Origin of the sequence: Vibrio maritimus, from assembly GCF_021441885.1 — a bacterium.
Classification (GTDB): domain Bacteria; phylum Pseudomonadota; class Gammaproteobacteria; order Enterobacterales; family Vibrionaceae; genus Vibrio; species Vibrio maritimus_B.
Genome location: NZ_CP090438.1, coordinates 1,448,528 through 1,464,873 on the forward strand (window position 1 = coordinate 1,448,528; position 16,346 = coordinate 1,464,873).

Here is a 16,346-nt window from a genome sequence, read left to right on the forward strand (position 1 = left end):
AAATATCAGAAATAGATTTTGCCCTATAGTTTGTGTGAGTCGAGGTGGTTAGGATTTACACATCACAAAACATGAAGGCAAAACATCATGAAATTAACCTCGATTCAAAAATCTAAACTCCTTTGCTCTGCACTTGCTGTCGCTCTACTTGCCGGTTGCTCATCAAGTGGCGGAAGCTCATCCCCAACAGAACCGTTACCTGAGTTTGATGGTGACCTAGGTTTTGAAAATGTGGATCCTGGCTATGGCAACAGTGCGCCAGAAGGCTCAGAACCCACAGAGCCGGATTTTGGTTTTGATCTCGGCTATGTTTACATTCCAGATTTAGGTCTAGATGTCCCTGTGCATCTGCCGGAGTATGAATCACCGGTTAATCCGAATGCGAAGATCTCTACGGTCAAAGAGCGTGATTTGGATGGTGAGACCTTGTACTCGATTACGTACAACGGTAAGCGTATTGGTGAAATATTAATCAAAGATGATGTAATTACTATTTCTTCGTTGCACTCTGAACACACTATTACAGGTAGCAAGAATGACAATGGAACGTGGACGGTCCGAGATTCTTATGGCAATGTTCGCGGAGATGTAAAGCGTATCGATGACGGTAAGTGGATCGTTCGAGAGGAGATTAGCCGTGCGTCTTATATCGTTGTTTATCATGAGGGTGAATGGAAAGCCGTTCCAGTGGCAGATATTAAGCCCAAGCTAAAAGAGCAGGTTAACAAAGAGCGTATCGATCGCGTTAAACAACGCGTCAAGATGAGCCGTCCGAGTTAATTTATCGACTGCATAAAAAAGAGGTCGAACCCTTGCTGCCGCTTATCTTGGGATGGTTCGACCTTAAAACCCCGCAAAAGGGGTGGGGGTTATTGCTGTTGCTAGCAATGAAAAAAAACACTAGAAACTGATACGTCTATCGAAATTGCTCACCTCCTTCCATTGAGATAATGCTGCCCCTTCAAAAGTGAAGGGGCAGACAATCGGTTACCACCACATGTCCACTTGAACACCTACGATAAAATCGTGGTCGTCTTCACCAGCGTTTGAAGAAACGCCAGGGTTACCTTTAAGGTATGTCGCCAATAGACGGATTTCTGGAGCTGGACCGAATCCAGTACCTACTGTCCATGTTGGAGCGATGGTTGCTTTATAAGTCGCATTGCCGCCATTGTCGCGGTTCGCACTGTTGTCGGTGTAGCCAAATTCAGCTGCGATTGCGAAGTCATCAATAGAAGGCATGGTGTAAACAGGGCGAACCATTGCATACCAGTATGAGAAGTCATCTACGTTGTCTTCATACGATGTTTGTTCGTAACCCACAGCAGGGAAGAACAACCAGTTTTCACCGATATAGCCACCGTATGCTTGTGCGCGAACTGTTCTATCACCGTCTTTTACTGCAGACATCAATGTTTGCTCAGTCGAACCATCAATGAAGCCAACGCCGCCTGGACTGTATGCGTTATAGTTGGTAAATGTACGACCTAGCATGGTTGAACCACCCAGACCTTGACCGTATTGAACACCGACTTTAGAGAAGCCGTTTCCAAAGCCAAAGAAGTTAGAAGGAGAGTATTGAACGTGACCTTCGAAACCAGATTTCGCGAACTCATCGCCGTTCACGTTTTCACCCATCTGTTTTGCCATACCTTCGATACGCCATTGACCATAGTCTGCACGAACGTGGAAAGCATTTAGCATCTCGTTGTCACCAACTGAGTTGTTACTAGCGATATAGGCAAAGTCCCATAGGCCACCACCTAATTCAGTACCTTTAACACCGATACCAGTACCGGAATAATCAGTGTAGAAGAAGTCAGTCATGAAGATATAGTTGTCACGACCGTAGTAACGCTGACCGCCCCAAAGTGTACCCGTGTTCGTTACACCATCAAATTCAACGAATGATTCGATCAGACCTGTCGCTTTACCATCGATATTCGCATAGCCGTTACTACCATTGCCATTAGGGTTGTCCTGACCTAGACGCGCGTTGATACGAACACTTTTACCGTCTGAGTCTTCCGTTTTTTCCCAGTCCCAGCGCTGCATAAACGCCAGCTCCCAGAAATCGTCAGCTTCTAAGCCTAAACGCCCCAATGTCTCCTTTTGCCCACCCCATTGGTGCTGTTTGAAATTTTCTTTGGCACTAGTGAATGCACCTGCACGGAAATAACCGTGAAATTCAAAATCTGAGGTTGGTTTTTCGGCTAAAGCTGGCATTGAAGATATTGCAGCCACTCCTGCAATAAATAGAGCTTTGCTTAATGCTGTTTTTTCCATGTTGTTCTCCAACTAATTATATGAATAGCATTGAGTACTTATCGTGTATGGTAAGAGATAAGTTGCCATTGATAATAAGTAGAGAATCTATATATTTAGGTGATGTTGATCACTTGTGAATAATGAATTTTGTTGACATTTGTCACGATAAAAAAAGAATGAAAAATATGAAAATTAGAATGGGATATTACGTAATAGTTACGTTTTTTTACAATGATGTTTATCTATCTATTACTAGCCGAGCAGATGCCTTTTTACAAAATTTATCAATTGGATTTCGAAATTTATCATTTTAAATGAAACCCAGTTTATCTCACATAACGGCCATGGATTAAAGTGATGTCGTTAATTAGAATTAGGAGGTGAATATATAAAGAATAAGCAAGTTATGTGATGGTTTTATTGCTTCTACAAAAATATGACGTGATAGACTTAACCTGAGTTATTTAGCTTGATTAGTTTCCACATGGAGGAGTTCAATGAAACGTGTGTTTTTAGCTGCCGTCGTCGCGTCTTTGATAGGATGTACGTCTTCACAAGTTCAAACTAGTGAATCTAGCCCTTTAGGCATTACCGAGCTAAGTCGTCAAAAGGATTGTTGTACCACGCTGAGTAAAGTGGGTTATGAACCTATTACCAAATCGGGTGATCTCACCGCGGTGATTGATACCAACTCAGAGAAAGTGGGTTTAGTAAGTGGAGTTAGTTACGTGAAAGGCTATGAACTCCCAGTTTTTGATGGAGAGGCAAACTTAGAGGTTATCTCTCTGGTTGGTAATCAAGTCTTTGTCCCATCGATCCTTATTTTAGACAATGAATACAAAGCACTGGATGTACTCTCTAGTTCGGATTTGAGCTATCGCAACAGTGGAATTATGTACTCTACACACTACGCGATGGAAAAAACGATTTCCCAAAAATACCCGAATGAGAAGTCCCCCCGTTACTTGGTCATTTTCACCACGGATAAAGACCTTAAGGACTCTACACTAGTTAAACCTTCAAGTGACTCTGCAATTCGATCTGGAAGTGTAGAAGCAAATCTTGCGGCTAACACGGAGTGGAATATCCCACATGCAGCCGTTGGAACTGTGGAGCTTGAGCTCGACTATTCTGGTCCCGCAGTAAGACAAGAGTCAAAACAACAGCAGCAAGACCGAGAAGCGGCACTCGCTGCCGTAGTGGTTACAGATCAGCAATCGGTGATGGATACAGAGTTCGTTGAGTTGTTCGATGACAGAATTCGCGCAGCCGTTCGAGCCGGTGAGTTTGATCGTGCTTTGGATATAATGAAACAAGCCGAAAAGCAGGGATCGCCCACGGCAAGAGAGACGTTTGTTGAAGCGATGAAGAAGTTTGAAGGCTAGGCATTTTCTTTTAGTGCTTCTGATTCCACCCTTTTTTTAAACTAAAAGCCCACAATATAAATTGCGGGCTTTCTTCTTGGTTAATTATCAGTACTAACCAAAAACCTAAAGCGCCATTAGATATTCAACCAGTTCGTTTCGAGCTTGCTGACTCGCATTGAAGTAGTTATCTGATTGAGCTTGGGCATCACCGCCGTGTCTTTGCATTACGGCATCAACGCTGGTCGCTTGTCCATCATGCATTAGCGTCAGCGCATTGGCATCGCCACTTTTTACGTAGCCGCTCAAACCGACTCCCCAGAGTGGGGCAGTACGGAATGCGCCCTCACCAAGGTCGTGAAGGAGTAGGTCGGTATACGGATGAATCGTCTGATTCGATAGCTCTGGAAATTCAGTGTCAGTACCAGTTTGTACCGTCATTTTATGGCAAGAGTTACACCCAAACTCTTGGAAACGGTTATGTCCAGGCATGGTTGTTAGGTTTTGACGAGGCGTGGGTACGGCCACAAGCTTCGTATACACTACCATATCTTGAACATGATTATCTGCGAGCTCCACGGGGCCAAAGCCCTCGAAACTGGTGCCAATACCCATATCGTCATGCAGCGCCTTAGCGATTTGATGCTCAACACTCATAGTTTCTGCTCGCCATCCAAAGCGGCCAACGTACTGTTGTCCTTCTACCGTCACGTAGTTAACCGTTCCTCCATTTTCCTGAGCCCACTGTTCAATAGTTTCTTGAGGGATGTTCTCGAGTAAACCTAAACCAAACATCTTAGGAGGGACAACATCCTGTCTTGCTTGCATATCTCCCACGCCATTGAGCGTGTGACATTGGGTACAGCTTGGTTGAATGGGGTCAGTGGTTAATCCTGCCATTTCAGGGAAAGGTAGGTTGCCGTTGATCGCTTGTGGACCCGGTAGGAACTCCTCGACGTGATCACCCGTTGTAAAGTTAGTGTGGATCAGGCGACGTCCGTCTAGCCATGATTGTACGTTTCCTCTATCAAGATTGTATGCATGTTGCATAAAACTTAAGCGTTGCTGTGCACCACCGCTTGCAGAGAGCTGCGGTACAGTTGTATCTCCACCGAGCTGAGCGAAGCTGTCATTAATGTTGAGTGGTCCTACTGCATTATCGCGATTGTTTACGGTCAACCCCTGCCCCAAGACATATCTAAAAGTTTGTCCGTAGTAATTGACGTTATCGCCTGTTGTTTGAGCTCGGTCGAAGCTGATAGTGGTCTCAAACTCAATCTGCTCGCCGGCTTCAAATGGTCGATTGATATGAGGCCAACGTTGCATAACGGCGCGCCATGTCGTGGCTGTCGCTCGTTGGTCACGAGTTGCTTGGCACGCAGGGACAACTGAACCATCGTTTAACACCACATCCATAACATAGCCGTAGGAGAAGTTTGTCTCATCACCATAAATCTTGTGGTAACGCCAGTTAGGTGTTTGTTGGTTGCAAGATTTTTCATTGCCAAACACATCGGTCATTGCGAGCGGTATTGCGCTGTTTAATGTCACAACGACACAAGGTTCCGTCGTGTCACAGGCTGATTGTCTTAAATCACTCGCGCTTGGCTGAGTATAGTCCTCTAATACAAAGGAGCCGAAGCGACCTTCCCAATACTCCACATTAAAGTTGTTGAAGTCATTACCCGAAAGTTCATGTCGGACACGATAACGTTCCGCGATTTCATTAACTACGACACCATCACCGCCCGAAACGGGATTCCGAGCGAACACAGAGTCCGTGAACTGACCCGTTTCACCCTGGTTATCAGTAGCTTGGTAGGTAACCTGATAAGTCCCTTGTAATGAAGGTGTGAACTGCCATGCACCTTGTGCTTGTGAAATAGTTTCGTTTAATACGATTTGATTATCTGGCGCGGTTATGCGAACTGAAAGTGTAGTAATTGAAGCCTGTTCACTGGTAGCAGTTGCAGAAATAGAAACGACCTCGCCGACGGTTGCATTGCTCGGTGAAGCGCTTGTGCTGATTGTAGGAGCGTCGGGTTCAATCGGGGGCGGTGTTGTGCCGCCTCCATCGCCACCTGCGTCTGCAGTAATGGTGTATTCAGGTGAAATGTACTGCGAGAGCACATTGTCTTGGACTTTTAGCTGCAATCGATAGGATTCGCCGGTAACAATGGCTTGCTCTGCCACCGTCCTTTGCCAAAATCCATCGACGAGCTGTGCACTACCGCAGTAATCATCGACACACAAATAGGCCCATTGGCCTGTCCAACCACCATCTTCCGCATACGCAATCGCAGGGTTGCCTGACTCGATGCGGGTATTGATCTCTGCGTAAGAGAGTGGACTGTATATAGCGACGATTATAGAGCCTAACCCTAATGCCTTTAGGTATTTGTGGTTAGGAGGAGAGTACTCGCTTTTATGCATAACATTAACTTCCATATTAATTGATGTTATTGGTTTGATTTCCCTATTATCTCTAGCAGCTGATGAGGGGAAGGGTATTACGAAAACTCACTTGTTGTTTACCGAATTTAATTAACTTGAGATGAATTTGTTTTTCTTGTTACGCAGATGACAATTGTCACATTTTGCTTCTTTAGTAAATTATTTTTGATCTTTTCATAACTAACGAATTTTTGTGATGTGAGTCATTGCTGCTAGGTATTTTTCGTTGGTTGGATCAACTTTATTATTATCATAGTAATCAATATCAATTATGATTTTTTCTGATTATATTTTCATATTTTTCTTGTGTGATTTTGCTCAAATAATATATCGACATCTTTAATCTATGCTCTTTCTCGATTCGTCATACATGGAGAAAAGTAATGAAACGAACCTATTTGTCATTAATCGCTGCAGGAGCAATGTCACTATCTGCGTCAGCATGGAGTTTGGACGGAGTGTTAGTGCCCGAGAGTGGTATTTTAGTCTCTGTCGGTCAAGACGTGGACAGCGTAAACGATTATGCAAGTGCTTTGGGAACAATACCGGCGGGTGTGACAAACTACGTCGGAATCGTCAATTTGGATGGTCTGAATTCCGATGCGGATGCTGGCGCTGGTCGCAACAATATTGCTGAACTTGCTAACGCTTACCCAACAAGTGCACTAGTGATTGGCGTGTCGATGAATGGTGAAGTCGATGCGGTTGCTAGCGGGCAATATAACGCTAATATCGATACGTTATTAAATACCCTTGCTGGTTACGATAGGCCTGTTTATCTTCGCTGGGCATATGAGGTTGATGGACCATGGAATGGCCATTCACCGAGTGGTATTGTGACTAGCTTCCAATATGTCCATGATCGCATCATTGCCTTGGGACATCAGGCGAAAATATCCTTAGTGTGGCAAGTGGCTTCGTACTGTCCGACTCCAGGTGGTCAACTTGATCAATGGTGGCCGGGCTCTGAATACGTAGACTGGGTAGGTCTATCTTATTTTGCTCCTCAAGATTGTAACTGGGATCGTGTTAATGAAGCCGCTCAGTTTGCGCGAAGCAAAGGCAAACCACTTTTCTTAAATGAATCGACGCCTCAACGCTACCAAGTTGCCGATCTTACCTATTCAGCAGATCCAGCTAAGGGCACTAATCGACAGAGTAAAACTTCTCAGCAGCTGTGGGATGAGTGGTTTGCACCTTACTTTCAGTTTATGAGTGATAACTCAGACATTGTAAGAGGTTTCACCTACATCAATGCTGACTGGGATAGCCAGTGGCGTTGGGCCGCTCCTTATAATGAAGGATATTGGGGTGACAGCCGAGTTCAAGCTAATGCATTGATTAAATCGAACTGGCAGCAGGAGATTGCGAAAGGACAATACATCAACCACTCTGAGACACTGTTCGAGACATTAGGCTATGGCTCAACTGGCGGTGGTGGTGATAATGGCGGTGGAGATAACGGTGGTGGCGATAATGGAGGAACGAATCCAACAGAGCCGTGCAATGAAGACTTCGGGTACCGATACGTGAGCGATTCTACCATAGAAGTTTTCCACAAAAATAATGGCTGGTCAGCGGAATGGAACTACGTCTGTTTGAATGGACTCTGCTTGCAAGGAGAACTCAAGAATGGTGAGTATGTCAAACAGTTTGATGCGCAGCTGGGCTCGACATACGGTATCGAGTTTAAAGTGGCAGATGGAGGAGCGCAGTTCATAACCGACAAGTCTGTCACTTTTGAAAATCAACAATGTGGCTCTACTGGCACACCAGGTGGTGGCGATAACGGCTCTGGCGTTGACAATGGAGGTGACAACGGAAGTGGTGGCGACAATGGTTCAGGTGGCGGCACCGATCCCAGTCAATGTAGCGCTGATTTTGGTTACAATTATCGCTCGGACACAGAGATTGAGGTATTTCATAAAGATCTTGGTTGGTCTGCAAGTTGGAACTACATCTGCTTAGATGACTATTGTGTACCAGGTGATAATTCTGGAGATCGCTATAGTCGTAGCTTTAATGCAACTTTAGGTAGTGACTATAAAATTACATTTAAAGTAGAAGACAGCGCCTCTCAGTTTATTACCGAGAAAAACATCACGTTCGGGAATACAAGTTGCGCTCAATAAGTAACCACTAAAAATAGAGGGGTTAATAGCCTCTCTATTTTTATTTAAATAAGACAATATATCTTACTGTTATGGTTTCATATGGTGAAGTATGAGGCCCAGTTTATTTGTAATACTACTTTTTGTTGTCAGTTCTTAATTCTACCTTACAACATTTCATACTCTTCATTCACGATGTGATCTCGCACATCGTTATCATTTTACATCAACCTAGAGCTAAATATCATAATAGCGCAATGCTATCCGCTTTCTAAAATCGTAATAAAAAAGGAGTGGATATGGACCATAAAACAACATTAGTCGAGCCTTCTGCCTGGGGCGACTACTCACTGTATTGTTTAGAAAACAGTAACGGTGTCCGCGTCGAAATTAGTGACTTAGGCGCATCCATAGTGAGCTTCAAACTCAAAGATAGATACCATAGAGAAAGAAACATAGTTCTTGGTTACAACCGTCCAGAGCATTACCTAGCGGGACAAGCGTACGTGGGCGGTGTTGTTGGACCTTGGGGCAATCGTATTGAAAATGGTCGCTATGATCACGCTGGAAATCCTATTCAGCTATGCCAAAACGAAGGGAGTAACCATCTACATGGTGGTGATTGTGAACTTCACAAACGTCGCTGGGACGTTACTATCTTGGCCGCTCAGGGGGTTACGCTTGAGACGCAGGTAAACAAAGGAGAGGGGGGCTATCCTGCAAATTTGAGGATTTGCGTAACCTATCGTTTAAGTGACGCTAATGAACTGACGGTTCACTATTGGGTTGAATCGGACGATGATTGTCCCGTTAATCTGACGCATCACGCTTACTTCAATCTAAGCGGAGGCAAGCATGATGTTCAGGGGCATATAGTGGCGATTGATGCTGACGAGTACTGGGATACTAATGCTGAGCAAATCCCTACGCAATCACGTTCAGTGATGGGCACTGCCATGGACTTCCTTCAACCGAAACGAATTGCTTTGGGCTTTGCCACAGAAGAAGCGGCGCTTGTCTCCGCTGGTGGCTACGATCATTGTTTTATTCTGAATGGTGAGGGGTTGAGACCCGTAGGGTGGGCATTTGAGCAATCAGGTGGGATTGTCCTCGAGGTGATGTCAGATAGACCCGCAATGCAGTTCTACACTGGAAATCACTTGGGTGACCATAAAGATTCATTCGACAAACCGTTTGGTACACATATGGGATTTTGTTTCGAGACCCAAAGTTACCCAAATCAAGTCAATATGCCAGATATCGCTGATCAAGTATTAGTAACACCTAATCGTCCTTTTAACTCTACAACGGTGTTTAAAGCGAGCGTGGAGGGTCACGCGTAACATTCTGTTTTAAAGCAATAAATAAAAAGGACAGTCAATAAACTGTCCTTTTTTGTGGTCAATAATAAATGCTCAAGTTAGGTGGGTTTGATGTCTGTACTCGTGCTGATATCGAACCTTTGAATAATGTGAGTATTAATCTGTACGACGTTCTCTAGCTCTTGGCACTGCGCCTCTGTCTTCTGACACATGTCGCTGATTTGCACAGATTCGTCTTTTAGTACATTCATGCTTTCAACGAGTTGTCGTGCCACTATGCTTTGTTCTTCGGCGGATGCGCTGACTTGAATGCTCATGCCGTTAACAATATTAATGTCTTCAAGTACCTTGGAATAACTGTTTCCAACTAAGGTCGCATCGTCAGCGTTTTGTTTTGAATGACTCACACATTCACGCACTTCTGTAGCGATATCAGCAATCTCAGCGTTTAAGTCACCCAAAATAGATTGAATCGTCAAGGTTGAGTTTTGAGTCTTCTCTGCTAATTGTCGAATTTCATTTGCGACTACAGAGAACCCTCTGCCGTGTTCACCAGCGCGAGCTGACTCGATTGCCGCGTTCAGTGCAAGAAGGTTAGTTTGCTCTGCAATGTTTTGAATAACTTGTAAGACGGACTCAACCGATTGACTGCGCTCCAGCAAGCTGTCCATTTTCTTATCACATTGGCCAAGCTGTTCGGCAAGCGACAATATAGAGTTGATGCTGTTGTTAGTAACTCCCGCGCACTCATCACCGTTAAGCTTCGCACGACCAATGGCATCTTGAGTCGAGGTTGCAGCCGAAGCGACTTCTTGAATGGCAAGATTCATTTGCTCTAGAGAAACAGACATAGCCTCGATGTTTAGATTCTGCTTGTTAGTGACTTGCGCAGTGTGTTCTGTGCGAGTCGCAATAGTATGACTCGCTGACAATAAAGATTTAGAACCAGATTGGAGCTGAGACACGATATCAAGTAAGTGGCTCTGCACTTGGTTCGTTGCCGAACTAAGTTGTCCAAACTCATCTTTACTGACGGGAATATCTTCGTTAGTTAAACGTCCGTTGGCGATACGAGTTAGAGAAGTGATGAGTTTGGACATAGCAGAGCGAATGCGAAGAGTAAGCAGCGAACTCGCACCTATAGCAATGACCAACGCCATCGCTAGCAGACCTAATGTTACCTGTGTCGCTGTCGTGGCGGATTGGCGTGAGCTATTTATCTTGTTCTGTGTCATCAAAACGAGTTGAGCCTCCACTTCATTGAGTTGGCTCTTAAGGGAGCTGTTGGCTTGCATTAACAGTGCTTGCTGCTCCACAGTCACGTTTTGTTGCTCTAAGTTATTTAGGTGCAGTGTCAGCACACCATCAGCGGAATTTATGGCTGTAAAAAGCGGTTCAAGTATAGATGCTGCTTCTAGAGAAAATGCCGGGTTTTTCTTGGCGATGAAGTCGATTTTCTTTTCAAGCATACGGTTGTGTCGGTCTAGCCCGGATTTAACCACCCAGACTTCATCTGATGTAGTAAGTAATAGTATCTGACGGATCAGTTTATCGGCGGAATTAAAATGAAACTGCAAAAATTGTATGTCTCGTTCTCTTACCCCTTCTGTTGCTTGCAGTTTATTAAGGTTATTCCCTATGGTGTCTGCCGATTGACTGTATAAAACCGCACTAAGCTGAGCACCGATAGAGGCTTGCGCCGAGATATCCTTACTTGCGAGCTGTGCCTCCATCAGAGGTACGAAGTCGGCTAGGGTGGTCGACAGCGTGTCGAGTTTAACTTGATCAAGAGTTGGCAACCAACTCACGATATCGAGCGCTGACAGCCAAGTGGCAAGCGCCTCCAGCTCATTAATGAGTTCACTGCTGTCTACTGCCGTGGTTTCATTTTGTCGTACGCTTTCATCTCGGCGTGAGGTGTCTGGGTTGTATAGCGCGACTAAGTTAGACGCTTCTAAAAGACGATTCCTTAATTGGTTAAACTGATTGAGAGGGTCGATAACTTGAGATTCAACACTGTCGATTTGCTCGGTCATGTGTTGTGCATTTCGGTATGCGCTGGCAGACAATAAGAATACACTGAGAGAGATAAGCGCGAAGACAAATATAATTTGTTTTATTATAGAATTTAGCATCTGATTCCTTCCTATTATTGTCCTTTAATTGTAGTTTTGGTTCGATAATACCAAGTGTGATGTGAAGCATGATTAATTGATAATAATATTGATGGATGTCTCATATTCGACTAGTCTAAATTCTGAATATATTTTCAAGGATTGAAACAAAAACTATGGCAAGTATTATTATATTTCTCACCACATTTATTCTATTTATTTCCAGTGAATAACAATATTTAGTAATGTCATTATGAAAAGTGATATTTATTATCTGATGTTACGCTGGTCACATTTCAAAGCTTGCCAAAGTTTCCATAACAACAAAAATAATATGTAACTCTCACGTGAAGCTTACCCAGTTCGAGAGTCATATTGGATAAAAATTAAAAAATGGAGTAATACCATGCTAAGAAACCACAAACTTAGTAAAGTGTTTAGTGCTACAGCGATTTCCCTATTTCTTTCTTCTACAGCATTCGCTGACACCACGGTTCGAATGATGCACATCGAAACGGACCCGAACGTGCTTGGTGTATGGGAAGAGATTGCCAAAGACTTTGAAGCAAAGAACCCAGACATCAAGGTTAACCTCGAGTTTCTAGAGAACGAAGCGTTCAAAGCAAAACTGCCAACGCTACTTCAGTCACAACAAAAACCTGACCTTTTCTATAGCTGGGGCGGTGGTAACTTCCAAGTTCGCGCCGAGTCTGGTTTGTTGGAAGACATGGAAGGTTACTCTGCAACTCTTAATCAAGAGCTGTCTGCTGCGGGCATGAATGCTTTCAAAATTGACGGCAAGCAGTACGGCGCGCCATACATGGTTAGCCAAGTGGGTTTTTGGTACAACAAGAAATTGTTCAAGCAAGCAGGAATCGATGGCGAAAGCATCCAAACATGGGATGAGTTCCTATCCGCTATTGAGAAACTAAAAGCAGCGGGTATTACTCCTATCGCAGTCGGTGGCGCAGATAAGTGGCCAATGCACTTTTACTGGAGCTACCTAGTAATGCGTGCGGGTGGTCAAGAAGCGTTTGCCGCAGCAATGCAAGACCAAGGCGATGGATTTGCTGGTGAAGCCTTTGTTCGTGCAGGTGAAGAACTTAAGCGCCTGGCTGCGCTAGAGCCGTTCCAGCCTGGCTTTATGGCAGCGGGTTATGGTGAATCTGCAGGTTTATTTGGTGACTACAAAGCCGCTATCCACCTAATGGGTGACTGGGATTATAACTTCCAAGCCCAACAAGCGGTTGATAAGAAAGGTGTGGTTGATTCAGACCTTGGCTTCATGAACTTCCCGGTTCTTAAAGGTGGAGCAGGTGCGGGTAGTGACACGCTTGGCGGTATTAATGGTTTTGCATTCGCTAAAGGCGCTAAACCAGAAGCTGCAAAATGGCTCGAATTCTTCCTAAACGAAAACAGTCAAACCAAACTTGCTGAAATTGACCAAATCATTCCAGTTGCAAAAGGTGCAGACAAAGGTCTGCAAAATCCATTCAAGCAAAAAATTTCCCAAACGATTTCAAGCGCTCAATGGCACCAAGTGTTCTTTGACCAAGCTCTAGGTGCAGATGTTGGTGGTGTTGTTAATGACATCTCTGTTGGCATCGTTAACGGCGACGTAACCCCGAAAGAGGCTGCTGAGCAAGTGCAAGAAGCGTGGGAGATGCGTTAATTCAACGTAATGGATGACGTTTAACGTTATTTAGCGTTCGTAAAAGCTGGCTATACCGACCTTGTCGGACTTCGTTCACCTATTAGCCAGCTTTACCTCACAAATTAAGGAGTATGTATGAGTGAGAAGTTAGCAGCCATGGTTGACGATCCTCAAGAAAGTAAATCCGCTGGTTTTGGCCACTGGCTAAAAGAAAGGAACCACGGGAATCGATTGTTAACCCTAGTGTTTTTCCTGCCGCCCGCACTATTGCTGTTTACTGTTTTTGTCATGTTACCGCTCGGAGAAGCTGCCTATTACAGTTTTTTCAAGTGGAACGGTTATGGTGAACCAACACAGTTCGTCGAGTTTAAAAACTATGCACGAATTCTAAAGCACAGTGCGTTTGAAACCGCTGCGTGGAACACAGTAAAAATCATTTTAGTTTCATTGGTCATTCAGTTGCCTTTGGCATTGATTGTCGCCTTGAGTATTTACAAACAAAGCTGGTCAAACAGCGTCTTTCGCTTGATCTTCTTTTTGCCTTACATTCTTGCAGAAGTTGTCGCGGGTCTGATCTGGCGTTTCGTATTCGACGGTGACTACGGAATGATGGCAGGTATTGCCGAATCATTGGGCACCGACCCTTGGTACATTCTCGCTGACAGAGATTGGGCATTTACCGCTATTTTGGTGGTCATTGTTTGGAAGTATTTTGGTTTCCACATGATGATCTATATCGCCGCACTTCAAGGTGTGCCTAAAGATCTGATCGAAGCCTCCAAGCTGGATGGAGCGTCAAAACTGCAAGCAATCTGGCATGTAAAAATCCCACTTATTATGTCGGGGATAAAGGTTTCCATATTCTTCAGTATCTTGGGTGCTCTGCAAACCTTCGATCTCATAATGCCATTAACAGGTGGTGGACCATCGCATAGCAGTCACTCATTGGTGAGTTATTTATATACCTTCGGTATTACACGAATGAATGTTGGTTTTGGTAGTGCGGTTGGTGTCGTGTTGTTTATAGCCTGTGTTGTGTTCGCATTCACTTATCAGAACACCATCATGAAAGAAGACAAGAAGTAGGGGCTCATCATGGAAAAGATTAAGAATATTCAGTGGGTCAGGATGTCCTTCTTGATGCTGGTAGCCGGGTTTGTACTTTTGCCGATGGTGGCAACGCTATTTGGTGGCTTTAAAAGCCTCGGCGAGCTTCGTACTAACCCATTTGGTATCCCTGAAGTGTGGGAACTCGAACACTACGCGACCGTATTTGCTGATGGCAGCATTTGGATTCTGATGAAGAACTCTCTCATCATCGCGGCACTATCGGTCATTCTTACGCTACTCGTTGGAACAATGACGGCGTTTACGTTCTCGCATATAAAATTTGCTGGTTACAAGTACGTCTATAGCTACTTTCTAATGGGGATGATGTTCCCAGCGGCGGCGGCAATATTACCTCTGTTCCTGCGTATACGAGACCTAGCGCTGCTTGATACTTTACCAGGTATCGTCATTCCGCAAGTCGCGTTTGGGCTTGGGTTTAGCATCCTTTTATTTAGAACCTTCTTTGAACAGCTACCAGCTGAGTTATTTGACGCGGCACGTGTTGATGGTTGTAGTTATGCCAAGTTCTACCTACACATTATTCTTCCGCTATCTACGCCAATACTTGCAACCGTTGGGGTATTTGTCTTGGTGGGCAGTTGGAACAACTATCTACTGCCACTGCTCGTTTTGAATACTGAAGATATGTATCCATGGACCCTCGGTATCATGAAGTATCGCGGAGAGTACGGTATCGCATGGAACAAGATCCTAGCGTATGTATCGGTGACGATTACCCCAGCGATCGTATTCTTCTTGCTGGCACAAAAATACATAGTTGCGGGTTTGACCGGCGGCGCGGTGAAAGGTTAATTAGGAAAGGAATTATCAAAAATGGCTTCAGTTTCATTTAAGAATTTAGAGAAAGTGTATTCTGGCGACGTTCGTATAGTAAAGGACTTCAACCTAGATATTAAAGATGGTGAATTCATCGTATTTCTTGGTCCATCAGGCTGTGGTAAGTCGACAACATTGAGAATGCTTGCGGGTCTCGAGGACATCACCGGTGGGGAGATTTCGATTGGTGGTCAGGTAGTAAACAACCTAGAGCCAAAGGATCGTAATATCGCAATGGTATTCCAAAGCTACGCGCTTTATCCGCACATGACAGTGTATGAAAACATTGCCTTTGCGCTCAAACTTGCAGGTGCTAGCAAAGAGGAAATAGCAAATAAGGTTCGCCCTGTAGCCGACATGCTCCAGCTCACGCCGCTACTGGATCGTAAACCTAAGGCGTTATCCGGTGGTCAACGCCAACGCGTGGCAATGGGCCGTGCAATGGTTCGTACACCAGAGGTATTTTTGTTTGATGAACCACTATCAAACTTGGATGCAAAACTGCGTAACGCAATGCGAAGCGAAATCAAAGCACTTCATAAGAAACTTCAGAAGACAACCATCTATGTGACGCACGACCAAGTAGAGGCGATGACGTTAGCAGATCGCATTGTCATTCTTCGTGATGGTCGTATAGAGCAAGTCGGTACACCGAAGGAGATTTACCAAAACCCTGCGAACAAATTTGTCGCTGGTTTTATCGGCAGCCCAACAATGAATCTATTGCCCGCTGAACTTGCGAATGACGATAGCGGCTGGCACCTAGAGCTAGCAGGTCAGAAGTTATCTCTAGCAGGCGATGTTGATGCACAAGTGGATAGAGAAAAAGTCACTATGGGGATTCGCCCAAGCGATGTTCATTTAACACCAGAGCTTCTTGAACACCCAATTAAAGTGACTGCAACAGTGGAAAGCTACGAGTTACTGGGGTCAACCATTCAGGTAATGAACCGATTTGGTGACCATAGTCTGGTGGTTGAAGCACCTTCGACACAGGCAGTCAAAGAGGGTGATCAAATTGATTTATATCTAGATGGCTCACAGCTGCATGTGTTTGACACAAGCAAAGAAAAATCTGTGTATGTCGCACACTAACTGCCATTAAGTAGACA

General features: G+C 44.5%; 11 protein-coding genes. 8 read left to right on the top strand and 3 right to left on the bottom strand.

Going from position 1 to position 16,346, the window contains the following annotated elements; translation table 11 throughout:
- Window positions 1-87: 87 nt before the first annotated feature.
- Window positions 88-780: a hypothetical protein gene (locus LY387_RS06675; protein ID WP_234495786.1), complete on the top strand. Its 693-nt coding sequence runs from the start codon at window positions 88-90 to the stop codon at window positions 778-780.
- Between the two features lie 207 nt (window positions 781-987).
- Here LY387_RS06675 and LY387_RS06680 read toward each other — a convergent pair whose 3' ends face one another.
- Entirely contained in the window at window positions 988-2,286 is a 1,299-nt protein-coding gene (locus LY387_RS06680; protein WP_234495787.1) for a carbohydrate porin, read from the bottom strand.
- Between the two features lie 479 nt (window positions 2,287-2,765).
- Here LY387_RS06680 and LY387_RS06685 point away from each other — a divergent pair, with 479 nt between their 5' ends.
- A complete protein-coding gene (locus tag LY387_RS06685; RefSeq protein ID WP_234495788.1) occupies window positions 2,766-3,653 on the top strand; it encodes a MalM family protein in 888 nt (295 codons plus the stop codon).
- Window positions 3,654-3,758: 105 nt separating this feature from the next.
- Here the strand turns inward: LY387_RS06685 and LY387_RS06690 are convergent, their stop codons facing one another.
- Entirely contained in the window at window positions 3,759-6,065 is a 2,307-nt protein-coding gene (locus tag LY387_RS06690; protein WP_234495789.1) for a di-heme oxidoredictase family protein, read from the bottom strand.
- Between the two features lie 404 nt (window positions 6,066-6,469).
- On the opposite strand from LY387_RS06690, the gene LY387_RS06695 reads away from it, so the two are divergent.
- Window positions 6,470-8,218 (top strand): family 31 carbohydrate-binding protein, encoded by a 1,749-nt coding sequence (locus tag LY387_RS06695; RefSeq protein WP_234495790.1) that lies wholly within the window; start codon window positions 6,470-6,472, stop codon window positions 8,216-8,218.
- Window positions 8,219-8,496: 278 nt separating this feature from the next.
- Complete coding sequence (locus LY387_RS06700; RefSeq protein WP_234495791.1) at window positions 8,497-9,540, top strand: aldose epimerase family protein; 1,044 nt, start codon at window positions 8,497-8,499, stop codon at window positions 9,538-9,540.
- 77 nt (window positions 9,541-9,617) lie between these two features.
- On the opposite strand, the gene LY387_RS06705 is transcribed toward LY387_RS06700, so the two are convergent.
- The gene (locus LY387_RS06705; protein WP_234495792.1) at window positions 9,618-11,654 is read right to left on the bottom strand and encodes a HAMP domain-containing methyl-accepting chemotaxis protein; all 2,037 of its coding nucleotides are present in this window, start codon (window positions 11,652-11,654) and stop codon (window positions 9,618-9,620) included.
- A 385-nt stretch (window positions 11,655-12,039) separates the two neighbouring features.
- Between LY387_RS06705 and LY387_RS06710 the strand changes: the two genes are divergently transcribed.
- From LY387_RS06710 to LY387_RS06725, 4 genes are all read left to right on the top strand, one after another.
- On the top strand, window positions 12,040-13,305 hold the full coding sequence (locus tag LY387_RS06710; protein WP_234495793.1) for an ABC transporter substrate-binding protein: 1,266 nt from the start codon (window positions 12,040-12,042) through the stop codon (window positions 13,303-13,305).
- A 117-nt stretch (window positions 13,306-13,422) separates the two neighbouring features.
- Window positions 13,423-14,373 (top strand): carbohydrate ABC transporter permease, encoded by a 951-nt coding sequence (locus LY387_RS06715; protein ID WP_234495794.1) that lies wholly within the window; start codon window positions 13,423-13,425, stop codon window positions 14,371-14,373.
- Between the two features lie 9 nt (window positions 14,374-14,382).
- Window positions 14,383-15,210: a carbohydrate ABC transporter permease gene (locus LY387_RS06720; RefSeq protein WP_128649500.1), complete on the top strand. Its 828-nt coding sequence runs from the start codon at window positions 14,383-14,385 to the stop codon at window positions 15,208-15,210.
- 21 nt (window positions 15,211-15,231) lie between these two features.
- Window positions 15,232-16,329 (top strand): ABC transporter ATP-binding protein, encoded by a 1,098-nt coding sequence (locus LY387_RS06725; protein ID WP_234495795.1) that lies wholly within the window; start codon window positions 15,232-15,234, stop codon window positions 16,327-16,329.
- Window positions 16,330-16,346 lie beyond the last annotated feature (17 nt).